General features: G+C 70.7%; 17 protein-coding genes. 6 read left to right on the top strand and 11 right to left on the bottom strand.

Features of this window, described 5'->3' with window-relative positions:
- The 3 genes from AS850_RS11605 to AS850_RS11595 are packed head-to-tail and all read right to left on the bottom strand — an operon-like array spanning position 1 to position 2,935.
- Positions 1-816, bottom strand: coding sequence for an ABC transporter permease (locus tag AS850_RS11605; protein ID WP_119869266.1), 816 nt, complete (start codon positions 814-816; stop codon positions 1-3).
- The gene (locus tag AS850_RS11600; protein ID WP_119869265.1) at positions 816-1,766 is read right to left on the bottom strand and encodes an ABC transporter permease; all 951 of its coding nucleotides are present in this window, start codon (positions 1,764-1,766) and stop codon (positions 816-818) included. Before AS850_RS11600 ends, AS850_RS11605 begins: the two co-directional genes overlap by 1 nt.
- Positions 1,763-2,935: an extracellular solute-binding protein gene (locus tag AS850_RS11595; protein WP_119869264.1), complete on the bottom strand. Its 1,173-nt coding sequence runs from the start codon at positions 2,933-2,935 to the stop codon at positions 1,763-1,765. Before AS850_RS11595 ends, AS850_RS11600 begins: the two co-directional genes overlap by 4 nt.
- A gap of 182 nt (positions 2,936-3,117) precedes the next feature.
- On the opposite strand from AS850_RS11595, the gene AS850_RS11590 reads away from it, so the two are divergent.
- Together AS850_RS11590 and AS850_RS11585 are read left to right on the top strand one after the other, a co-directional pair.
- Positions 3,118-4,194, top strand: a complete 1,077-nt coding sequence (locus AS850_RS11590; RefSeq protein ID WP_119870279.1) for a LacI family DNA-binding transcriptional regulator — start codon at positions 3,118-3,120, stop codon at positions 4,192-4,194.
- A 489-nt stretch (positions 4,195-4,683) separates the two neighbouring features.
- Positions 4,684-5,283 (top strand): glycerol-3-phosphate responsive antiterminator, encoded by a 600-nt coding sequence (locus tag AS850_RS11585; RefSeq protein WP_119869263.1) that lies wholly within the window; start codon positions 4,684-4,686, stop codon positions 5,281-5,283.
- A 15-nt stretch (positions 5,284-5,298) separates the two neighbouring features.
- Here the strand turns inward: AS850_RS11585 and AS850_RS11580 are convergent, their stop codons facing one another.
- The 7 genes from AS850_RS11580 to AS850_RS11550 all read right to left on the bottom strand — a co-directional run bounded on the left by AS850_RS11580 (position 5,299) and on the right by AS850_RS11550 (position 15,377).
- Complete coding sequence (locus AS850_RS11580; protein WP_119869262.1) at positions 5,299-6,723, bottom strand: FGGY-family carbohydrate kinase; 1,425 nt, start codon at positions 6,721-6,723, stop codon at positions 5,299-5,301.
- Positions 6,720-8,210: an FAD-binding oxidoreductase gene (locus AS850_RS11575; RefSeq protein ID WP_119869261.1), complete on the bottom strand. Its 1,491-nt coding sequence runs from the start codon at positions 8,208-8,210 to the stop codon at positions 6,720-6,722. The genes AS850_RS11580 and AS850_RS11575 overlap by 4 nt, the downstream gene beginning before the upstream one ends.
- Before the next feature lie 53 nt (positions 8,211-8,263).
- Positions 8,264-9,040 carry an SDR family oxidoreductase gene (locus AS850_RS11570; protein ID WP_119869260.1) on the bottom strand — a complete coding sequence of 259 codons (777 nt, stop codon included), beginning with the start codon at positions 9,038-9,040 and terminating at the stop codon, positions 8,264-8,266.
- 54 nt (positions 9,041-9,094) lie between these two features.
- Positions 9,095-10,381 (bottom strand): MFS transporter, encoded by a 1,287-nt coding sequence (locus AS850_RS11565; RefSeq protein WP_119869259.1) that lies wholly within the window; start codon positions 10,379-10,381, stop codon positions 9,095-9,097.
- Positions 10,382-10,638: 257 nt separating this feature from the next.
- On the bottom strand, positions 10,639-12,684 hold the full coding sequence (locus AS850_RS11560; protein ID WP_236940697.1) for a S53 family peptidase: 2,046 nt from the start codon (positions 12,682-12,684) through the stop codon (positions 10,639-10,641).
- A 165-nt stretch (positions 12,685-12,849) separates the two neighbouring features.
- Entirely contained in the window at positions 12,850-14,835 is a 1,986-nt protein-coding gene (locus AS850_RS11555) for a S53 family peptidase (protein WP_236940696.1), read from the bottom strand.
- Between the two features lie 254 nt (positions 14,836-15,089).
- Complete coding sequence (locus AS850_RS11550; RefSeq protein ID WP_119869258.1) at positions 15,090-15,377, bottom strand: hypothetical protein; 288 nt, start codon at positions 15,375-15,377, stop codon at positions 15,090-15,092.
- Positions 15,378-15,687: 310 nt separating this feature from the next.
- Between AS850_RS11550 and AS850_RS11545 the strand changes: the two genes are divergently transcribed.
- The 4 genes from AS850_RS11545 to AS850_RS11530 all read left to right on the top strand — a co-directional run bounded on the left by AS850_RS11545 (position 15,688) and on the right by AS850_RS11530 (position 21,510).
- Positions 15,688-16,521 carry an aldo/keto reductase gene (locus tag AS850_RS11545; RefSeq protein WP_119869257.1) on the top strand — a complete coding sequence of 278 codons (834 nt, stop codon included), beginning with the start codon at positions 15,688-15,690 and terminating at the stop codon, positions 16,519-16,521.
- Between the two features lie 99 nt (positions 16,522-16,620).
- Positions 16,621-19,083: a beta-glucosidase family protein gene (locus AS850_RS11540; protein ID WP_119869256.1), complete on the top strand. Its 2,463-nt coding sequence runs from the start codon at positions 16,621-16,623 to the stop codon at positions 19,081-19,083.
- A gap of 176 nt (positions 19,084-19,259) precedes the next feature.
- Positions 19,260-20,792, top strand: a complete 1,533-nt coding sequence (locus AS850_RS11535; RefSeq protein WP_173795235.1) for a DHA2 family efflux MFS transporter permease subunit — start codon at positions 19,260-19,262, stop codon at positions 20,790-20,792.
- A 4-nt stretch (positions 20,793-20,796) separates the two neighbouring features.
- Complete coding sequence (locus AS850_RS11530) at positions 20,797-21,510, top strand: metal-dependent transcriptional regulator (RefSeq protein WP_119869254.1); 714 nt, start codon at positions 20,797-20,799, stop codon at positions 21,508-21,510.
- A gap of 17 nt (positions 21,511-21,527) precedes the next feature.
- Here AS850_RS11530 and AS850_RS11525 read toward each other — a convergent pair whose 3' ends face one another.
- On the bottom strand, positions 21,528-22,817 hold the full coding sequence (locus tag AS850_RS11525) for a sodium:proton exchanger (protein ID WP_119869253.1): 1,290 nt from the start codon (positions 22,815-22,817) through the stop codon (positions 21,528-21,530).
- Between the last annotated feature and the right edge of the window lie 32 nt (positions 22,818-22,849).

Below are 22,849 nucleotides of genomic sequence, written 5' to 3'. Positions count from 1 at the left end.
CTATCGGATCTGGAAGCCCTCGGCGAGTCGCCCGCCCATGATGTACTTCCGGGCGACGAGCAGCAGGGCGACGGAGGGGATCGAGAGCAGGATGGCGAACACGGCCGCGACCTGCTTGGGGTAGTTGAGGACCAGCGTGTACATCTCGGTGGGCATCGTCATGTAGACGGGAGCGCCCACGAGGTAGGTGCCCTGCGCCTCGTCGAACGAGGCGAGGAACGACATCAGCACGGCGACGAGGATCCCCGGGAGGGCCATCGGGAGGGTCACGGAGAGGAAGGTGCGCAGCCGGCCGGCGCCCGCATCCTGCGCGGCCTCCTCCAGCGAGCGGGGCACCGACGAGAAGGCCGCCGCCGGGATCCACGTCATGAAGACCACGGTCCCGATGAACTGGACGATGACGATGCCGATCACCGTGTTCATGAGGTGCAGGCCGTAGAACAGCGACGCCATGGCGACGAACAGCCCCATCTTGGGGAACGCGTTGGTCGCGAACAGCCCGATCAGGAACACGCGACGCCCGGGGAAGTCGAACCGCGAGAACGCGTACGCGGCCGGAAGGCAGACGACCGCCGAGACGGCCACCGTGAGCGGGGCGAAGTAGAGCGAGTTCGTGACGGCCGCGCCGAGCTGGGCATCGCCGAAGACGACCGACCACCAGTGGAGGGTGAGCCCGTCCGGGAGGAGGTTCGGGTACGTCCACGAGGTCGCGAACGCGTGCGCCGCCAGCCAGACGAGGGGCCCCAGGATGAAGACCGCCACGAGGGCGAACAGGATCGCGGTCACGAGACCGCGCGAGACGGTGACGCCGCGCATCAGATCCGTCCCTCCTTCTTGGCCGACCGGAAGTTCGCCCACACGTAGAAGAAGGCGATGCCGGAGGCGAGGACGAAGACCACGACGGCCATCACGATCGCCTGCTGCGGGTGGTTGAACGACTGGAAGTACTTCGAGATGTCGACGCCCAGCATCGAGGGGGCGTTCGGGCCCGTGAAGTACGGGACCGTGAACGAGCCGAGGATCCCGATGGCCGTGAATGTCGTCGCGATGATGAGCGGGACGCCGGCGAGCGGGACGAGGATGCGCAGGATGATGGCCGGTGTCCCCGCCCCCGCGTCCTTCGCCGCCTCGATCATGGCGTCCGGGACCGACTGGACTCCGGACGTCGCCATGAGCGTCGCGAACGGCAGGCTTGTCCAGACCGAGCCGATCACGACCGCGACGGTCGTGTAGCCCCAGGTCGGGCCCTCGAGCCCGACCAGCGCGAAAAGGGTTCGGACGAAGCCGTCGCCCGCGTAGAACGTCAGGATCGCCCAGGACGCGATGACGACGGGGATGAAGAGCGGCACGACCGCGAGTCCGGCGAACACGGTCGCGAGCCTCCCGCCCCGGAGGCGGAGATTGAGGGCGATCCCGACCGCCAGGAGCAGGGTCGCCCCGGTCGAGACGACGGTGACCACGATCGTGACACCGAGATCGCGGAGGAACCTCGGGTCGGCGAAGACGTCGCCGTAGGCCTGGAGGGTTCCCCACCAGGTCGTCGAACGCCGGGTGCCGATCCCGATCGACGCGATCGTGTCGTTGAGGCCGCCCGTGTGACCGAGGCTGAACCCGATCGCGAGCACGACGGGGATCCCGACGAAGACGGCCAGCAGGAGGACGGGCGGGAGGGCGAGCGCGAATCCGACGCCGGCGCGGCGGGCCTCGGGGGAGACCCGCCGCGCGGTGCCGATCCGCGGCGAGGTGCCGGATCGGAGGGCGGTCACTGTCCGGGCACCTTGGCGTCCCAGAGGTTGTTCATGTCGGACGCCATCTCGCTGTAGTAGCCCGGGCGGAGGTTCGACGGGTCGGCCGACGAGAACGTCGCCCGCGTCTCCTGCGAGACGTTCTCGAGCGAGATGACGGGGTACCCCGCGATCGTCTTGGCGATGAGAGCCTGGCCCTCGGCCGAGAGCACGTAGTTCGCCAGTTTCTCGGCGACGGTCTTGTGGGCCGCCGTCTTCGGGATGCCGAGGTACGAGGCGCTGCCGGTGAACGACGGGTCGCTGATCTGCGCGTACTTGACGGTCTTGGGGAGCGTCCCCGTCGCCTGCGCCGTGATCACCTGGTCGCTCCAGACGGGAGCCATCTCGATGTTGCCGGTCCCGAGGAGCTCGAGCACCTGGTTGTTGCCGTTGGGGTAGACGCCCTTCTGGTACACCGACGAATTCAGGGACTTGAGCTCGTCGAAGCCCTTGTCCCACGACGACTCGAGCGGCTGGTCGTAGCCGGTCGTCATCTTCTCCCGGGTCGAGTCGGAGAGGTACTTGTCGAGCACGGTGGTGACGAAGGCCTGGCCGGAGCCGCCGGTCGAGGGGGAGTTGTAGGCGAACTGCCCCGGGTTGTCCTTGATCCAGGTCAGGAGCGCGTCGAGGGTCTTCGGAGGGGTGCTCACCGTGGTGGAGTCGTACGCCAGGAGCACGGACGAGGCTCGGTAGGGGATCCCGAAGCCGGAGCCGGCCTTCACGGTCGCGGACGGGACGGTGGCGAGGTTCGAGATGGACGCCGCGGACGTCTTCTCGAGGAGACCCCCGGATCCTGCCGCCTGCACGAACCCGGCGTCGACGAGGTCGTACCCCGGGTCGTCGCCGGACTTCACCGAACTCGTGAGCTTCGCGAGCGTCTGCGCGTCGTGCTCGCCGTGGAGGTCGAGGGTCGTCTTGACGGTCGCGCCGGGGTTGGCCTTCTCGAAGGCGGGGATGAGGGCGTCGTCCCAGAGCGTCTGGACGTTCGTGTCGCCCGAGATGAAGACGGTCAGCGTGCCCTTGGTGCCGGTGACGGACTGGGAGGTCGGCTGGGCACCGACGGAGGAACTGGCCGTCGGGGCGCAGCCGGCGAGAGCCAGGGAGGCGGTCGCGGCGGCCGCGACGGCGACGAGGGATCGGCGTGAGATCACGGGGAGCGTGTCCTTCGGTTCGAGGGGAGGTGCTTGGGGGGAGGTGCGTCGGAATGGCGTCGATCGCACCGTTTCGATTGTTGGCAGGCCCGGTGGCGGTTCGATTAACGAAACGTTGCGATTCGATGCCGGACGCGCGAACACGCGCCATTCCGGTCCGGCCGATATGTAGGGTGACGCTCATGACGACGACCCGCGGGCGAAGCTCCGTCACCCTCGCCGACGTCGCCGCGCTCGCGGGCGTCTCGACCTCGACCGCGTCGCTCGCGTTCCGCACGACGGGGTCCATCACGGAGCGGATGCGCCAGCGCATCCTGACGGCTGCCCGCGAGCTCGACTACGCCGGACCGAATCCCACGGCGCGCTCCCTCAAGAGCGGCCGCTCCGGGATCGTCGGAGTCGTCGTGGCCGAGAGCATCCGGCGTGCCTTCCAGAGCCCGGTGACGATCGCCACCATGGACGGCCTCAGCGAGGCTCTCGACGCGCTCGACGTGGGGCAGCTGCTCCTGCCGGGCCGGTCCGAGCAGAGCGGGAGGTCCGCACGGCTCCTCGACGGCATGCCGGTCGACGCGGTCGTCTTCCTCACCCGGGGCGAGGAGTTCGACTCGCTCCTGCCCGGGCTCCGCGCCCGCAGGATCCCGCTGGTCGGCATCGAAGGACCGCACGAGGAGGGCATCGCCCTCGTCGACATCGACGACGCGCGGGGGACGCGCGACGTCGCGCGACACGTCCGGAGCCTCGGTCACGCGCGCGTCGCCGTCGTCATGAGGACGACGCGCCTGGGCGAGAGCCTGCCGCCGGGAGAGGTCCTGCCCGTCGCGCACGGGCTCGAGACCATCGCCAACCGCACCATCCGGGAGCGGCTGCGCGCCACGGCGGCGGTCTTCCCCGACGCGGTGCGGGTGGAGGCAGGCGGACGCGACCTCGAGGCGGGCGAGATCGCGGCCGGGCGGCTCCTCGACCTCCCTGCGCCGCCCACGGCGATCCTCGCCCAGAACGACATGCTCGCGGCCGGTGTCTTGAGGGCCGCGGCGGTCCGGGCGATCCCGGTCCCCGGACGGCTCACCGTGACGGGCTTCGACGGCGCCGATCTGCCGTGGCTCGACCGACGACTCACGACCGTGGAGCAGCCGCTCCACGACCGGGGACTCGTGGCGGGACGCATGGTGGGCGACCTGCTGGCCGGGCGGACGCCGGCGGACGTCGTGCTGCCGGTGACCCTCCGGGTCGGCGACACGTCCGGGCCTCCCGGGCGCTGAGCGGGGTTCCGCCGCGCGCTGCGATGCGCCCCGGGCGGCTGGGCACCTCGGCATTTCAGGGCATCTGCGTCGCTCCCGCCTCGATGTCTCGGACCCGGGCCCCGCTCGGGACAGGATGCCTGAGTTGCCGATGCGCACCGGCTGTGCCGGCGAGCGGGTAGCGCCCGGCGGCCGGCCGGCCGGCGGGCCGTCGCGCGCTCCAGCGGGCCGGCCCGGGATCGGGACGTGGGGCCTCGGCAGGGGGGGAGGCGGCGGCGTCGCGGCCGGCAACTCAGGCAGGCTGTCGCCGTCGGGGCCGGACCGGGGGAGGCTGGCGCTCCGCGACGGCAGGACTCCTGAGTTGCCGACGGGGGGAGGTCGGGTGAGGCCGTGCGGCAGCGGGCGGGCGGGCGGGCCGGCGCGGGGCGCGGGCGCGGGGCGCAACGCGCGGCGGCGGCCGTCGCGGCCGACTCGGGGAGCCCTCGGCTTCGTCCGCCACACTGGACGACCATGAGCCAGCCTGCCGCGACCGCCGTCCGACGACCGACCCCCACGGTCGCCGACCTCTTCGCCGACGATCCGATCGTCGCCAGCGTCAAGGACGACGAGGGGCTCCGCCGCGTCCTGCGCTCGGACCGGGCGGTGGTGTTCCTGCTCTACGGCACGGTCCTCACCATCGAGTCGATCGTCGCCACGCTGAAGGCGCACGGCAAGACCGTCTTCGTCGACGTCGACCTTCTCGACGGCTTCGCGGCTCGGGAGGTGGTCGTCAGGTTCGTCGGCGAGCGGACGGAGGCCGACGGCATCCTCAGCACCAAGGCTCCGCTGGTGAGGGCTGCGAACGGTCTCGGCCTCCGGGCGATCCACCGGTTCTTCCTGATCGACAGCCTCTCGTACCGCAACCTCCCGAAGCAGGTCGCGGCCTCCCGCGCCGACGCCGTCGAGATCCTGCCCGGCTGCATGCCGCGGGTCATCTCGTGGCTGCTCGCCGACGTCGACGTGCCGATCGTGGCGGGCGGTCTCGTCTGCGACAAGGAGGACGTCGTCGCGGCCCTGGGCGCCGGGGCCGTGGCCGTCGCCTCGTCGAGCACCGACGTCTGGGAGATGTGACCGGCGACCCCCGCCTCACAGCTCCAGCGCGTGCAGCCTCCGGTTGAGGGAGTCGGTCGCGGCGGCCGCGTCGCGGTGCACGTCGAGCAGCCGACGGTAGAGGGCGTGGGCCGCAGGATCGGGTCTGAAGCGATCCCGCTCCCGGACCATCGCCTCCTGCGCCACCGCGAACGACGGGTGGACGCCCGTCGCCACGGCTCCGCAGATGGCCGCCCCGAGGCCCGCGCCGTCGCCGACGGCGTTGCGGACGGTCTCCACGCCGGTGACGTCGGCGAGGATCTGCATCATGAGCGCGGAGCGGGAGCCGCCGCCGGCGACGACGACGCGCTCGGTGCGCCGGCCGAGCTCGGCAGCCATGGCGGCGCTCCGATCGGCCATGGTGAGGGCGATGCCCTCGAGGATCGAGCGGTAGAGGTGCCCGCGGCCCTGTCGGCCGTCGAAGCCGAGGAACGCGCCCCGTCGGTGCGGCCGCTCGGTCGGCGCGAGCCAGTCGAGCACGGTGAGGAGCCCGCCCGCTCCGGCGGGGGCCGCCGCGGCCTCGTCGCCGAGCACGTCCTCGAGGCTCCGCCCCGCGCGGGCGGCCTCGTCGGCCGCCTCCGGGAAGAGGTCGCGGAACCAGCTGACGGTCCACATCCCGCGCCGGATGCCGGCGCTCTCGTAGAGGTGGGCGCCGGGTTCCGCCGCGGAGTTCGTCCAGAAGTGGTCGGCCTCGCGGACGTCGTCGGTGCCGACGGCCATCGCCGCGATGTAGGTCCCGAGCGAGAGGAGCACCTCGTCGGGAGCGCGGAGGCCGCTGCCCAACGCCTCGACGGCTTTGTCGTTGGCGGTCGCGACGACGGGGAGACCGAGCGGCAGACCGGTGCGCTCGGCGGCCTCGGCCGTCACCCGGCCGAGGACCTCGCCCGGCGCGACCAGGTCGACGAGCTGGTCGCGTCGGAGCCCGAAGGCGTCGAACGCCGGGCCGTCGTCGAGCCAGTGCCCGGTCGTCGTGTCGATCGGCCACCGGCCCTGGTAGTTCGCGTTCGTGTCGCGGAACTCGCCGGTGAGCCGGTGGGTGAGGTAGCCGGACGATGTCGTCACCCGCGCCACGCTGTCGTCGAGGTGCCGGTAGGGGGCGGAGACCCGGTCGTCCATCCAGCTCAGGACGGGATGGGCCAGCGATCCGTCGGCCCGGAGCATCGCCCGGCAGAACCGGATGGTGCAGAGGCCGACCGCCTCGATGTCGCTCGGGGATCCCGGGAAGCCGCGCAGCGCCTCCTGCGCGGCCTCGCCGACCGACGACCAGAGGTCGTCGTCGGGGTGCTCGACGACGCCGGGGCGGGGTGTGACGGCCGGTCGAAGGGGTCGGCGCCCCTCCGAGACGACGCGGCCGTCCTCGTCGAAGACGGTGACCTTGGTGCTCTGCGAGCCGTTGTCGATGCCGACGAGGTAGCGGGTCACGCCCGGCTCCGCGGGGCGATCCCCGCGCCCTCGACGGGGAAGATGGTCCCCTTGTTCATGATGCCGCGGGGGTCGAGCGACGACTTCAGCGCCGCGAGGATCGGGTAGGCCGTGCCGTGCTCCTCCAGGGTCCAGGGGGTGCGGTACTTGCCGATGCCGTGGTGGTGCACCATCGAGCCGCCGAAACGCAACGCCTCCTCGACGATGATGGCGTTGAGGGGCACGTGGTACTTCTCGATCTCCTCGCGCGGATCGCAGTCGATGGCGTAGTCGTACACGAAGTACATGTTCGTGCCGGTCTGGTAGCTGTGAGAGGAGTGGCCGCCCAGCATCGTGAGGTCGGCGGCGTGCGGGAACTCCGTGCGGATCCGGTGCATGACCGCGTCGTAGACCTTGCCCACCTCCGACCAGTCGGCCGAGATCTCGGTCGTGTAGCCGAGGTGGTGCTCCTCGAGCATCGTCTTCTTCTCGGCGTCGATCTTGTCCTGCCCCCAGTTGAGCTGGTCGAACCAGGCCTCGATGAGCGAGGGGTCGACGGTCTCGTGCGGGTGCGTCGCGATCACCCGCTCGATCTCGGCGCTCGTGGCGGCGACGATCCCCGCGGGGCCCTCGGCGACGAAGACGACGACGCAGCGGCCGTCGGAGAAGTGCGCGAAGTGCTGGCGGGCGTCCTCCGGCGAGTAGAGGCGGGCCACCGACGGGTGGAAGCCGTTCGTCACGACCTCGCGCAGGATCGCGAGCCCGGTGTCCATGCTGTCGACGAGGGCTCCGTGGAAGCGGTTGTTCTCCGGCTGGAAGCGGAACACCTTGACCGTGACCTCGGTGATGAAGCAGAGGGCGCCCTCGTTGCCGATGACGACGTGCCGGATGTCGGGCCCGGCGGACCGGCGGGGAACACTCTTCACGCGCGACACGGAGCCGTCCGGGAAGACCGCCTCGAGCCCCGTCACCATGTCTTCGATGGCGCCGTAGAGGGTGGAGAACTGCCCGATCGAGCGTGTCGCGACCAGCCCGCCGTACTGGGCGAGCGGCTTGGACTGCGGCGAGTGACCGGTCGTGAGGCCGCGCTCGCGCAGGCTGTCCTCGAGGACCTGCAGCGGCACCCCCGCCTCGACGGTGGCCTGCATGTTGACCTCGTCGATCCGCAGGATGCGGTCCATCCGCGATCCGTCGAGCACGATCGTGTTCTCCACGCTCGTCTCGAGGCCGCCCTCCGTGCCCGTCCGGCCCGTGCGGGGCACCACGTTGACGAGGTTCGCGTTCGCGAACGCGAGGACACGGCTGACGTCGTCGGTGGAGTCCGCGTAGACGATGGCGGCGGGGAGCGGACCGTCGAAGATGCCGTGCACCGACTGGTACTTCTTGAAGCGGTCGATGCTCGCGTCGCGGAGCGCCTCGGGGTCGGTGTCGATCTTGGCGGCTCCGACGAGCGCCGTGAGGGCGTCGACGATCTGCTGGCGTTCGAGGAGGGCGATGGAGTCGATCATGGGGTTCCTTCGTGGTTCTGGGGCGGGGAGAGGCGGGGTGTGGCAGGGGGTCGTCAGCGGACGAGGTAGCCGCCGTCGACGGTGAGCACGTGGCCGTTGACGTAGTCCGAGGCGGCGCTGGCGAGGAACACGGTGGCGCCCATGAGGTCGGCGACCTCGCCCCACCGGCCGGCCGGGATGTGGTCGAGGACGCGCCGGTTCGTCTCGGGGTCGGCGCGGGTCTTCTCGGTGATCGCCGTCGCGAAGTAGCCGGGCGCGATCGCGTTCACCTGGACGCCGTGACCGGCGAGCTCGTCGCAGTAGGCGCGGGTGAACCCGACGATCCCGTGCTTCGTGGCGGCGTAGGCGGGCGACCACTGTCCGCCGAGGAACGAGAAGAGCGACGCGATGTTGACGATCTTCCCGTGCCCCTGGGCGATCATGTGGCGCGAGGCCTCCTTGCTGAGCTCGAAGGGGGCCGTGAGGTTGACGTCGATCATGGGGTCCCACTGCTCGCGGCCGAACTCGTCGACGGAGGCGATCTTGCAGATGCCCGCGGAGTTCACGAGCACGTCGACGGAGCCGAGGCGCGAGACGCACTCGTCGACGATGCGGGCCGGGGCGCCGGGTTCGGTGATGTCGGCCCCGACGAACTCGTAGCGCACCCCCTCCGCCTCGACGAGGGCGCGCGTCTCGCCGCCGTCGTCGAGCACGCTGGGCACGAAGACGTCGGCGCCGGCTTTCGCGAGGGCGAGGGAGAACGCCTGCCCGAGGCCGGTGTTGCCGCCGGTGACGATGGCGCTGCGGCCGCGGAGCGAGAAGCGGTCGAGCGAGAACTCGCGGATGTCCATGGGGACCTCTCTGTGGTCGTTGGTGAGGAAGAAGAAGCGAAGGTGGAGCGGTGGCTACAGCGGGGCGGACACGAGGGCCTCCCGCCGGCGACGTTCGTGCAGTCGCGCCGTGATGCTCGTGAGCAGGATGCCCAGCGCCGCCGCCACCAGCAGGAAGACGAACAGCGCGCTGTAGCCGCCGCCCCGCTCGGGGACGGGTGTCGCCGCGTTGGGGTCGCCGATCCACCAGGCGCAGAGCGCGGGGAGGAAGGCGTCGGGGAGGTACGCCAGACCGGACGCCAGCCCGATGACGCCGCCGCGCTGGTTCTCCGGGATGCCGAGCTCGCCGACCGTCGCCCAGTAGACCCCGCGGCTCATGAAGACGGGGATGCAGAGGAGAAGAAGCAGCACGACGGCCAGCCCGACGAGCTCCGGTGACCGCGGCAGGAGGAGGAACGCGGCGGAGAAGACGAGGGAGACGGCGAACATCAGCCGCAGGAACCGCGACGTCGAGTGCGTCACCGTGTCGACGATCACGCCGCCGACGGGGCCTGCGACGAACTGGAACACGTAGCTGCGCACGACGCCGATGATCGAGAGAGCGGCCGCGCCGACCCCGAACTCGTTCTGGAGCAGCGGCGAGAAATAACCGAGCGTCGTGTAGAAGCAGAACGCCAGCGCGATCGTCCCGCCGATGAGCCACGTGTAGGGGTTGCGTGCCGCAACGAGGAGCTGCCCGAGCGTCACGGTCGATCGGCCGAGAGCGTCGATCCGGGCTCGGTCCTCGCGGACGAAGAGCCACACCAGGGCGGCGAACACGAAACAGAGGGCGCCGTAGATCCGGATGAGGGTGAGCACCCCGCCGGACGGAACGACGGCGGCCGCGACGATGCCCGCTCCGACGAGGCCGACGATCGTGGAGGTGATGCCGCGGGCACCCTCGAGGAAGCCGAAGAGCCGTCCCTGCTCGGAGGCCGAGCCGAGCATCCCGATCGCCTTGACGAGGGCCGACCAGTAGAGGGCCATGCCCATCACGGCCATGACGACGTGGGCCAGCAGGATGCCCGTGAACGACGGCACCGACGCCAGGACGAAGTCGGCCGCCCCGGTGCCCACGAGTGCCACGGTGATGAGCAGCTTCGGCGAGTAGCGGTCGCTGAACCAGCCCCCGAAGAAGTACATGACCGTGGCCACGGCCCCGAAGACGGAGATGACGACGCCGTACTCCTGCCCGGTGAGTCGGAGCGCCGTGTAGGTGTCTTCGAGGAAGACGAAGCGGATGTAGGCGACCTGGTAGATCACGCCGCCCGTCATGGACAGGAGCAGGAACGTGAGCCACCTTCGGCGGGGGATGTCGGACAAGGCCACCTCTTCGTGGGTGCGGATTCGTGGGTGCGGATGGATGGGTGGAGCGGATCTCCCCGCCGGAACCGCGGCACGGAATCAGGGACTGCGGGCACAAAAAAGAGAACACTGACCCCTCGACATCGGGGGCCACTGTTCTCTGAGCTCTAGTGGAGCTGACGACCCGAAGGTCTCAGCGTGTTCGGTTGTATAAAAATATTAGGAGCCGCCGCCGGCGATGTCAAATCGCGGCGACGGCTCCTGCGGTCCGCCGGCTAGCCCTTGGGCGTGGCCAGGTTCCCGATGTTCGCCATCGTCAGGCTTCCGAGCCCGGTGGCCGTGTCGTAGCCGCGGCTGGTCACGAGGCTGCTGTCGTGACCGAGCGTCACGAGGTACGACGCGTTCGACGACGAGTAGGCGACCGAGGCCGGGGCGGCGCGGGTCACGACGTCGGTGAACGTCGACGGCGCCGTGGCCGCGAGCGAGTACAGGACCGGGTTGGCGAAACCGACGACGGCCCCGGTCTTCTGCTGGGCGACGGCGATCTGCGCGGCGACGAGCGGCGTGGAGAGCGAGGTCCCGCCCGAGACGCCGGTGGTGTAGCTGCCGGTCGCGAGCGTCGTGTTGTTGGTAATCGGGCGGAGGCCGATCTTGAAGCCGGTGTACGGGTCGGCGAGGGCGCTGATGTCGGGGATCAGGCGCTTGCCGGCGCCGAGGGACCCGGGGACGACGGCTCCGGACTGATAGCTCGGACGCGCGTAGATCGCGCTCTTGCCGCCGCCGCCGCCACCGGCGAAGATCGAGCCGGGAAGGCGCTCGGAGAAGCGCTTCGTGCCCTTCTTGGTTCCGGGCACGATCTCGTCGAGCTGGTCGCCCCAGGAGGTCTCGTAGACCTTGGTGCCGGTCTTGGAGATGCCGAGGCTCGTGCCTCCGACGCCCGTGACGTACGGCGAGGACGCGGGGAAGTCGGGGGACTTGACGCCGGTGTTCTCGTACTCGTCGCCCGCGTCGCCGCTGGCGAAGTAGAGGCCGACACCCTCGGCGATGGCCTGCAGCTGGATGTTCTCCTCGCCCTGCACGTAGCTCGCGGTGTAGGCGTCCGTCGTGTCGGGTTCGCCCGTCCCGCCGTAGCTGTTGCTCACGATGTTCGCCAGCGGGGCCGTCCCGACGGCACCGCTGCCGGTGTTGCCGTCCAGGATCTTCGAGAGCGCGATGTCGAGGCCGGCGCCGCAGTCCGTGCCGCCGGAGTAGACGATGCTCGCTCCGGGGGCGAGGGCGCGGACGGCCTCGACGTCGAGGGCCTGCTCGCCCTGCCAGCCGCTGGGGTTCTGGCAGGCCGCCTTGTCGGCGAAGGTCGACTTGCTGGGCGAGATGTCGGTGTACTGGCCGGCCGAGAAGGTCGGCTCGCCGGCGTTCCGGGCCCAGGTGTTGAGGTCGGAGGCCATCGTCGGCGATGCGTAGGCGTCGACGATCGCGACAGTCTGACCGCTGCCGGCGGCCGAGCCGTCGGAGGCCTTGGCCGACATCTTGTACGCGGAGCGGAGCTGAGCGGGGGAGTAGCCGCAATTGGCGGTTCCGGCCCTGGTGCTGCCGTAGGCGGAGGGGATCGTGACCCAGACCTGGTTCGTGTAGGCGGAGCACGGCGTCTTGACCTGCACGGCGCGAGGAGCGAGGAGCGACGACGCCGAGGACAGGGCCTTCGTGCCCGCGCCCGCCTGCGTGACCGTCTTCGGACGCGTCAGGAGGCGGGCCTGGTCGATGCTGATCCCCGAGACGCCTCGGGCCACGTCGGCCGGGAGCGACGGGGTGCCCGACGGGCCGACGACCTTCGTTCCGTCGACGTCGTAAGTCGCGAGCGGGGTCTGGAAGAGGCTCTGGAGCTGCGCGGCCGTGCCGCGGAAGGTCACGTACAGGCGGCTGGCGGGGTAGCTGATGTTCGTGATGTTCTTGCTCTTGAGGTAGGCCACCTCGTCGTCGAGCACCTGCTGGGTCGGGGCGTAGGTCGCGATCCAGTCGGCCGGCGAGACATACTGCCGGTAGCTGGGCGATCCCGGCGTGGAGACCGCGGTGGCCTTGTCGATGGCACCCTGGCGATCCTGCATGCTGAGGAAGAGCTCGCCCTGGTACATCGTGTTCGTCGCCGCAGGCGCGACGAGGTTGGCCTTCGTGGCCCAGGAGGGGACGGACCCGGTGAAGGACACGCGCGCGGCGGCCTGAGCGGTCGTGGCTCCTGCGAGCGTCAGGCCGGCCACGGTGACGCAGGTGGCGGCGATGGCGGCTGCGCGACGGAGCCGTCGCCTGCCGAGGGACGTCGTGGGCATGGGTGGGTCCTCCCCGTGATCGAACGGGGCTTGTCCCCGCACGAAATCTATAGGGGCGGGAGGTCGCCGCAAAGTCCCCCGTACTGGGCAGAGAGCGGCGGCCCCCTCCGAAGAGGGGGCCGCCGCCCGTGAGGTGATGTCAGGCGTCGGCCTGCGGCGCCGTGACTACTTGTGACCGCGTCCGACCGACGTGGCGAGCCCGAACGAGATCGAGCCGAGGCCGGTGACGTCGTCGTAGCCCTTCGCCGTCGTGAGGCTGCTGTCGCGGTCGAGCGTGATCAGGTAGCTGTTGCCCGAGGTCGCGCTGGTGTACGCCAGCGTGCGCGGCGGGTTGGCCGGGAGCACGTCCGCGAAGAGGGCCGGAGCCACGCGGTAGAGGCCGTACACGGTCGGGTTCGCGAATCCGATCGTCGAGCGGGTCGACTGCTGCACGACCGACATCATGGCCGCGGTGATCGGCGACGCGAGCGAGGTTCCGCCGTAGGTCTCCTGCGAGTAGTCGCCGGTCTCGAGGGTCGTGTCGTCGACGATCGGCCGGATCCCGATGGCGAAGCCGGTGTAGGGGTCCGCCAGGGCCGCGAGGTCGGGCGAGACGCGCTGCCCGTTGGCGAGCGACGACGGCACGATGCCCTTCTGGTAGGCCGGCTGTGCGAACTGGGCGCTCACGCCGCCGCCCGCTCCGCCGCCGAACAGGGCACCCGGGAGGGGCGACGTGTAGGACAGCTCACCGGTCGAGCCCTTCTGGATCTTGTCGAGCGTCGAGCCCCAACCGGTCTCGTAGGCCTTCTTGCCGTTCTTGTCGATGCCGAGGCTGGTCCCGCCGACCGAGGTCACCCACGGCGAGGAGGCCGGGAAGTCGGGGGAGGCGTAGCCGAGGTTCGCGACCTCGTCACCCGAGTCGCCGCTCGAGAAGTAGAGGCCGATGCCCTCGCCGGCCGCCTGCAGGTGCAGGTTGACGGTGCCCTGGAGCGCGTTCGCCGAGACGTTCTCGCCGGTGTTGCCGTAGCTGTTGCTCACGATGTTGGCGAGCTTGTTGTCGAGGATGTTCGACATGGCCACGTCGAGACCGCCGCCGCAGTTGGTGCCGCCGACGTAGAGGAGCTTGGCTCCGGGGGCGATCGCGTGCGCCGACTCGACGTCGAGCGTCTGCTCACCCTGCCAGCCGCTGGGGAAGCCGCAGAGCTCCTGGTCGGTGAACTGCGCCGGCGTCGGGACGATCTGCTGGTAGGTCTTGCCGGTGAGCAGGGGCTCGCCGTTGGCTGCGGCGTAGGTGTTGGCATCCTGCACGATCGAGGGCGACGCGTACGCGTCGATGATCGCCACGGTCTGGCCGCGACCGTCGACACCGGCCTTGGTCAGCTTGTCGAGGCCGTAGGCGCTCCGGAGCTGCTTCGGGGTGTAGCCGCAGAGGTAGGTGTCGGACGTCGTCTTGCCGTACGCCGCGGGGATCGTGACCTTGTACTGACCGGCATAGGTCGAGCACGTCGTCGGGATGAGAGGCGTCGCGAGCGAACGCGCCGTCGGGGCCGCGGTGGTCGCGGAGTTCTGCTTCACGGAGTCCGGGTGCGTCAGGGTGCGGCCCTGATCGATGGTCACGCCCTGGACCCGGGAGGCGATGGATGCCGGGAGCGACGGCTTCGACGACGGCGCGAGGAGCTTCTCGCCCTTGATCGAGTAGTGGTGCAGCTGCGTCTGGAACGCCGCGGCGACGGTGGCGGCGGGGCCGCGGAAGACGACGTACTGGCGGCTCTTCGGGACGGTGATCGTGGTGATCCCGCTCGCCTTGAGGTAGTCGACGACGGTGGTGACCGTCGCCTGCGTCGGCGAGTAGCGCGAGATCCAGGTGGCGGGCGACAGCGGGTGACGGTACTGGCGGTTGCCCGGGGTCGAGACCGCGGTGGCCAGCGCCACGGCGCCGCCCTTGTCGCGGAGGGGAAGGTAGATCTCGCCCTCGACGCTCGTGTCGGCCGCCGCGGCGCCGGCGTCGTTCGCCGACTTCGCCCAGCTCGGGACGGCGCCCGAGTAGGCGACGCGCGTGGCCGCCGAGGCACCGGTGGCGCCGATCATCGAGAGTCCGATCACAGAAGCGGCCGTGGCGACGATGCCGACGGCCGCTCTGATCGAACGTGAGGTGGTGGTGCTTCGTGACATGCGGGTGTCCCTCCACTTTCAACGGGTTGTCGGCCGCGCCCCGCGTTCGGGGGTCAAGGCCTCTGGGTGAAACCTAATGAAATTCCCGGTGTCCTGTTAGTCCTCTCTATTGCCGACTGTGCAAATTTTCCTTTTCGTGGTGCTGCTGCTGCCGGCGTGTGCGCGCGTCCGCGAGGAGCCGCCGGCGCCGCCGACCCCGCACGACGAAGCGCCGCCCACCCAGGAGGGCGGACGGCGCTTCAGGTTGCTGCGGGCTAGGCCGCGAAGGCGAGGTCGCGCAGCTGCACGTCGTGCGCCTGCACGATCGTGCGGGAGGGCTCGTCGCGCCAGGCGCGGCCGGGGATGACCCAGCCCTCGGCTCCGGTCACCACGACGCGGACGCCGGGGGTCACGTGGGAGCCGAGCTCGGTGCGGGGGAGGCGGACGGCGAACTGGCGGAGGGTGTCGTCGGAGACGGTGAACTCCACGAGGTTGTCGTGCGTCAGCACGGGAGCCGTCTCGACGGTCCCCTCGATGCTGATCAGGGAGAGGGTGTTGGTCATGATGCTGTCTTTCGATGCTGTGTGGCGAGTTCGCGGGCCGGAGGCGGCAGTGCCTGCCTCGGCGAAGCGGTTCGCACACGCCGTGATTCGGCGTGCTGATGCTCCGGTGTGGAGCGTGACTCGTTCGGAATGCACCCACATCGGTGGGTGGTACGTGTCGGGTTCAGAATCGCCGTTGTGACGACGAACTCCTGAGTCGGCGTGAGAGAGATAGATGGTCTCGCTCAGAACGCCAACGGTAAAGGTACCACGACCATTTTGCTAGGTCAAATCTGGAATGCCACTCCAACTGGGGGTGTTCGATGAGACCATGACTGTTCCGTCCATCACCCTGAACAACGGCATCGAGATCCCCCAGCTCGGATTCGGTGTCTTCCAGATCGATCCCGCCGACACCCGCGCGGCCACGCTCAAGGCGCTCGAGGTCGGCTACCGCCACATCGACACCGCCGAGATGTACGGCAACGAGAAGGAGGTCGGGGAGGCCGTCCGCGACTCCGGCCTCGCCCGCGAGGAGATCTTCGTCACCTCGAAGCTCAACAACGGCTTCCACGACCCCGCGGCCGCGAAGAAGGCCTTCGACGGCACGCTCGAGGCCCTCGGCTTCGACTACCTCGACCTCTTCCTCATCCACTGGCCGCTCCCCGCCGTCGGCGACTTCGTCGACACCTGGAAGGCCCTCGAGGAGATCTCCGCGTCGGGTCGCGTCAAGGCCATCGGCGTCTCGAACTTCCAGCAGCACCACCTCCAGCGCCTCTTCGACGAGACGGACATCGTCCCGGCCGTCAACCAGATCGAGGTCCACCCGTACCTCACGCAGGAGCCGCTCCGGGCGTTCGGCACCGAGCACGGCATCCCGACCGAGGCCTGGTCGCCCATCGCCCAGGGCAAGGTGCTCGACGACCCGACGATCACGGAGATCGCCGAGCGCGTCGGCAAGTCGACCGCGCAGGTGACCCTCCGCTGGCACGTCCAGCGCGGCGACATCGTCTTCCCGAAGTCGGTCACGGAGGCGCGCGTCCGCGAGAACTTCGACATCTTCGACTTCGAGCTCACCGACGCCGACATCGCCGCGATCTCCGGTCTCAACAAGGACGAGCGCACCGGCCCGAACCCCGACGAGTTCAACTACATCCCCAGCTGATCGGCTGACGTCGACAGAGGGCACCGCGCGATCGCGCGGTGCCCTTCGTCGTGCCACCGGCGGTGCTAGCGTCGCGGGAAACGACAGAAAGCAGTGAGCATGGACGACGACGTCACGGTGACCGCCCGCCTCGAGGAGCTCCTCGCCCGGCTGACGCTCGAGGAGAAGGTGCTCCTGCTCACCGGGCGCGACTTCTGGACGACCTGGCCGCTCGAATCGATCGGACTCCGCAGGATGCTCGTCTCCGACGGTCCGTCCGGCGTCCGCGGCGAGGTCTGGGACGAACGCTCTCCGTCGCTCAACCTGCCGTCCGCGACGGCGCTCTCGTCGTCGTGGGATCTCGGCGTCGCGCGGCGCTACGGCGCCGCCTCCGCGGTCGAGGCGCGCCGCAAGGGCGTCGACGTCGTCCTCGGCCCGACCATCAACCTCCACCGATCCCCGCTCGGCGGTCGCCACTTCGAGGCGTTCTCCGAAGACCCGCTGCTGACCGCGGAGCTGGCCGCCGCGTACGTCGACGGCGTGCAGGAGAACGGCGTCGGCGCGACGCCCAAGCACTACATCGCCAACGACTACGAGACCGAGCGCTTCACCGCGTCGACCGAGGTGTCGGAGCGGGCCCTGCGCGAGCTCTACCTGGCGGCGTTCGAGAAGGCGGTCGTCGAGTCGCGCGCCTGGCTCGTCATGTCGTCCTACAACCGGATCAACGGGGTCACGGCCACCGAGAACGACCTCCTCGAGACGCCCCTCAACGACGAGTGGGGCTTCGACGGAGTCGTGGTCAGCGACTGGACGGCGGTCCGCTCCCTCGAGTCGGCGAAGGCCTCGCAGGATCTCGTCATGCCCGGACCGGACGGCTCCTGGGGCGACGCCCTCGTGACCGCGGTGCGCGAGGGCGACGTGCCGGAGGAGGCGGTGGATCGGAAGGTGCTCCGCCTCCTGCGCCTCGCCGCCCGCGTCGGCGCGCTCGACGGATTCGCCCCGGTGGCGAGCGAGCCCCTCGACGTCGAGGACGGCGTCGCGTTCGCCCGGGAGGCGGCCGCCGCGGGGAGCGTCCTGCTCACGAACGTCGACGGCACCCTGCCGCTGGCGAAGGAGAACCTCCACCGCGTGGCCGTCATCGGCCACAACGCCCGGAACGCGCGGACGCAGGGCGGCGGCAGCGCGACGGTCCTGCCGGAGCGCGTCGTCTCGCCGCTCGACGGCATCCGCGCGGCCCTTCCCGGGGCCGAGGTCACCTGGTCGCTCGGCGCCGTCGTCCAGGAGGGGATCGCCGAACTGCCGCTCGCCGAGACGCTCAACCCCGCGACCGGCGAGCCGGGGACCCTCGTGCGCTTCCTCGACGAGGCGGGGGAGGAGCTGTTCCGCGAGGATCGCCTCTCCACGCAGCTCGTGTACTTCGGCGGCGAGGCCCCGGTGGCGTCGGCGCGCACGCTCGAGCTCTCGACCCGCTGGACGCCGACGGCCTCGGGCGAGGTGCTCGTCGGGTTCGCCGCGATCGGTGTCGGTCAGATCGTCGTCGACGGACGCGTCGAGCACGAGGAGGAGGCGAAGCCGACAGGCGTCCCGGATCTCGGCGCGGCCCTCCTCTCGCCACCCTCCGTCGTGACGCCGATCGACGTCGAGGCGGGGCGCGCCGTCGACCTCGCGGTGCGCTTCGACCTCTCGACGAGCGACTCGGCGAAGGCCGGGATCCTCGGGATCTCGATGGGCGTCGAGGCCGACGCGTCGAACCCGGACGCCCTGATCGAGGAGGCGGTTGCCGCCGCTGCGGCGGCGGACGTCGCCGTGGTCGTCGTCGGCACGAACTCGCGGGTCGAGTCCGAGGGCTTCGACCGGGCGGACCTCGATCTCCCGGGACGCCAGGACGACCTGGTGCGGGCCGTCGTCCGGGCCAACCCGAACACCGTCGTCGTCGTGAACGCCGGATCCCCGGTGCTCCTGCCCTGGCGCGACGACGTGCGGGCCGTTCTCGTCGGCTACTTCGGCGGTCAGGAGTTCGGCAGCGCTCTCGCCGACGTCCTCCTCGGCGACGTCGAGCCGGGCGGTCGCCTCCCCACCACGTGGCCGGCGACCCTGGCGGACGTGCCCGTGCTCGACGTCACGCCGATCGACGGGGTGCTCCGCTACGACGAGGGCATCCACATCGGTTACCGGGCCTGGCTCCGGTCGGGCACGCGGCCGGCCTTCGAGTTCGGGCACGGACTCGGCTACACGACCTGGCTCGTCGACTCGCTCGAGGCGCCCGGGTCGGTGGCCGCCGGAAGCGACCTCCTCCTGCGCGTCTCGGTGACGAACACGGGCGAGCGCAAGGGCAAGCAGGTCGTGCAGGCCTACCTGTCGCGTCCCGACTCGGTCGTCGACCGTCCGGTCCGCTGGCTCGCCGCCTTCGGCGTCGTGACCGTCGGCGCAGGAGCCACGGAGACGGTGACCCTCCGCATCGCGCCCCGGGCGTTCGCCCACTGGGCCGACGGGTGGCAGACCGAGCCCGGGGCCTACGAGGTCCACGTCGGGACCTCTGTGACGTCGACCCCGCTCGGCGCCACCGTCACGGTGGAGGGGTAGGAGCCGTCAGCGCGGTCGCGACCCGGACCTGTCGGATGTCGGCGGCGCGGGGAATACTGATCGAACGGAAGCGTTTGGACACCTGACCGCCCACGACGATCACCGACAGGACGACCTTGACGACGAACGACACCACCCTCACGACGGCGCAGGCCCCGGCAGTGCAGGCCCCGGCAGTGCAGGCCCCGCCGGCGCCGGCGCCGACGGCCGAGGCCCCGACTGACACCTCGACGCGTTCGACCGCGAGTGATCGCGTCGCGCCGCAGCAGAGCGAGGCCGAGGCCAAGCGCAACCGCGTCGTCATCGGTCTCCTCCTCGTGTCCGCCTTCGTCGTCATCCTCAACGAGACGATCATGGGCGTCGCCCTGCCGCGCCTCATGGCCGATCTCTCGATCACCGCGGCGACCGGTCAGTGGCTCACCACGGGCTTCATGCTGACGATGGCGGTGGTGATCCCGATCACCGGGTTCCTCCTCCAGCGATTCAACACGCGGCCGATCTTCATCGCGGCGATGTCGCTCTTCAGCGCCGGCACGCTCCTCGCGGCGGTCGCCCCCGGGTTCCCGATTCTTCTCGCGGGGCGGATCGTCCAGGCCAGCGGCACCGCGATCATGATGCCGCTGCTCATGACGACGGCCATGATGCTCGTTCCCGAGGCCTCCCGGGGCCGGACGATGGGCAACATCTCGATCGTCATCTCCGTCGCGCCGGCCATCGGCCCGACGATCTCGGGGCTGATCCTGCAGGCCCTCTCCTGGCGGTTCATGTTCATCATCGTCTTCCCGATCGCCGTCGTCGCGCTCGTGCTCGGCGCCGTGCTGCTGAAGAACGTCACCGTCACGCGGAAGACGCCCCTCGACGTCCTCTCGGTCGTGCTGTCCGCGTTCGCGTTCGCCGGCCTGCTCTACGGCCTGTCGAGCGTCGGGGAGGCGGCGTCCGGATCACCGCAGCCCGTCAGCCCGATCGTCCCCGTGGTCGTCGGCGTGGTGGCCCTGGGGCTGTTCATCCTGCGGCAGACGCGCCTCGCGCCCCGCGACATCGCGCTCCTCGACCTGCGCACCTTCCGGTCGCGCACCTTCGCGATCTCCATCGCGATGATCGCGGTCAGCATGGTCGCCCTGTTCGGCACGCTCATCATCCTGCCGATCTACATGCAGAGCGTCCTCGGTCTGACCACGCTCGGCACGGGGCTCCTGCTCCTGCCCGGCGGCATCGTCATGGGAGTGCTGGCGCCGGTCGTGGGCCGGATCTACGATCGCATCGGCCCGACGGTGCTCCTCGTCATCGGGTCGGCTCTCGTCAGCGCCGCGCTCTGGACGATGACGATGGTGCTCCACGAGGGCACGCCCGCCTACGTCATCCCGATGGTCCACGTCGTGCTGAGCATCGGCCTCGCCTTCACCTTCACACCGCTGTTCACGGCGGCCCTCGGCTCGGTTCGTCCGGAGCTCTACTCCCACGGCAGCGCCATCCTCGGCACCGTCCAGCAGGTGGCCGGCGGAGTGGGGACGGCCCTGTTCGTCACGCTGCTCTCGACCGGTGCCGCCGCGCAGCTCACCCGCGGTGCCTCCGAGACGGCGGCGACGGCTTCCGGTGTGCAGGCCGCCTTCCTCGCCGGAGCGATCATCTCGCTCGTCGCCCTCGTGGCGAGCTTCTTCGTCCGGAAGCCGGTGTCGCAGCCCGGCGCCGCCCAGGTGGCGGTGCACTGAGCCGATGGGCGAGTCGATCCTGCCCGGCGCGCTCCCCTCGGCGGGCACCATGACGGAGGACTACGTCAAGGTCATCTACAAGTCGCACGAGTGGGAGGGGCGCGGGCCGACCACGAACGAGCTGGCGGCCACGCTCGGGGTCGCCGCCTCGAGTGTCTCCGGCAACCTGCGGAAGCTCGAGCGCGACGGCTACATCGACTACGAGCCCTACGGCCGCTCGGCCCTCACCGCGGAGGGCCGTGCGCTCGCCCTGCGGATGGTGCGCCGACACCGTCTCATCGAGACCTGGCTGGTCGAGCACCACGGCTACTCCTGGAGCGACGTGCACGAGGAGGCCGACCGTCTCGAGCACGCCGTCTCCGAACGACTCCTCGGGCTCCTCGACCGGGAGCTCGGCCACCCGGAGCGCGACCCGCACGGCGACCCGATCCCGCGCCCCGACGGAAGCCTCGCGCCCCAGACCGGGCTCCGACTCGGCGAGGTGGCGGCAGGAGCCTCGGGCCGGGTGGTCCGCGTCCACGACAGCGACCCCGCGCTCCTGCGCTACCTCGACACGCTGTCGATCCGCGTCGGGACCCGCCTGCGCGTCGTCGAGCGCCACGACTTCGCCGGGAGCCTCACGCTGGCCCTCCTCGGGCCGGCCGGGGAGGAGACCGGCGCGACGGAGCTCGCGACCGTGGCCGCGGCGGCGATCCGGGTCGAGGTCGACCCGGCGTAGCCGAGCGCTCGCCGGGCTCAGCGCGTCGCGCTCGACACTCCCATCGACGCGTCGGCGTCGTCCCGGTCGGCCGGCCCCGGCTCGAGGCGGGACGACCGGACGAACGGCGCCCGGAGCGTCGGCAGGATGTCGCGGCGGTGGATCCAGAGCGCCGCGGCCGCGAGGACGAGGTGGACCGCGCTCAGGACGTAGCGCCCCGTCTCGCCCTGCACGACGAACTGCACCGCGAACAGCGCCACGAGCGCGATCGCGGCCCAGCGGTGGAAGCGCAGCGCCACGATGATGGCCACGCCGAGGACCGTCTGACTGGCGGTCAGGACGAACTCCTCCACCTGACGGCCGTCGAGGGGCAGCGCGGAACCGCCGCCGCCCAGGAGGTGAGCGATCGGGAGCGAACCGACGAGGAGCGTCCACTGGTTGATCTTCGAGGCGATGAGGGTGCTGATGGCCGCGGCGCCCTGGCCGCGCAGCGCGAAGAGCACGGCGATGATGAACTCCGGAGCCTCGCTCGCCAGCGGCGCGAGCCACTGCACGAGGAAGTAGCTGTCGATCCCGAGCGACCCGCCCGACTGGACGAGCGCGTCCGCGAAGGGCTCGGCCGACGACAGGATGATGCCCGCCGACACGACGAAGGTCAGGACGACCGTGATCCTGCGACGGCGCTCGGGGAGACCGGCGATCAGGGCCGCCGCGCCGACGAACTCCTCGTCGTGCGAGTCGTCGGCGGCGCGACCGGCCTTCCAGAGGTAGGCGCCGAAGATCGCGATGAGCACGAGGCCGAACCAGAGCGCGATCTCGCCGGAGAGGGGGATCACGAAGGCGAGGACGGCGACGATCGCGAGGACCCCGACGTCGAGACGCGAGCTGCCGGGCAGCCGCAGGACGCGGGGGAGCTGCCGGCCGGACGCGCCGCTAGCCGCGGCCGCGCGGCGGGCGACGAACAGGGCGACGAAGACGACGAGCGGCCAGCCGAAGCCGAGGAGGAGCCTGTTGGAGCCGGTCATGTTGGCCGCCGCGAACTGCTCGTACGCCGGATCGCTGCCGGAGCGGAACGCGTAGTAGAGGTCGACGGCGTACTCCGGCAGCACCGCGATGAGGGCGAGGATCGCGATCGCCAGGGCGCCGGAGATGTCCTTCTGTGCGGCCTCGGCGGCCCAGGCGAGGAGGAAGGACGCGGCGACCACGGCCACGCCGAAGACGACGAGGTCGAGGACGGGATTCGGGGCGAACCCCGTGATGCGGAAGACGAGGGCGGGAGCGGCGAGGCCGAGGCACAGGAGGAATCGGCGGACGAGAGAGGCGGGCACGGGGGTCCTTCGGTCGGACGCGGCGGGCCCTG

Source organism: Frondihabitans sp. 762G35 (assembly GCF_002074055.1).
In the GTDB taxonomy this organism is placed as follows: domain Bacteria; phylum Actinomycetota; class Actinomycetes; order Actinomycetales; family Microbacteriaceae; genus Frondihabitans.
The sequence above is the reverse complement of the archived record's forward strand: the minus strand, read 5'-3'. Positions and strand labels throughout refer to the sequence as shown.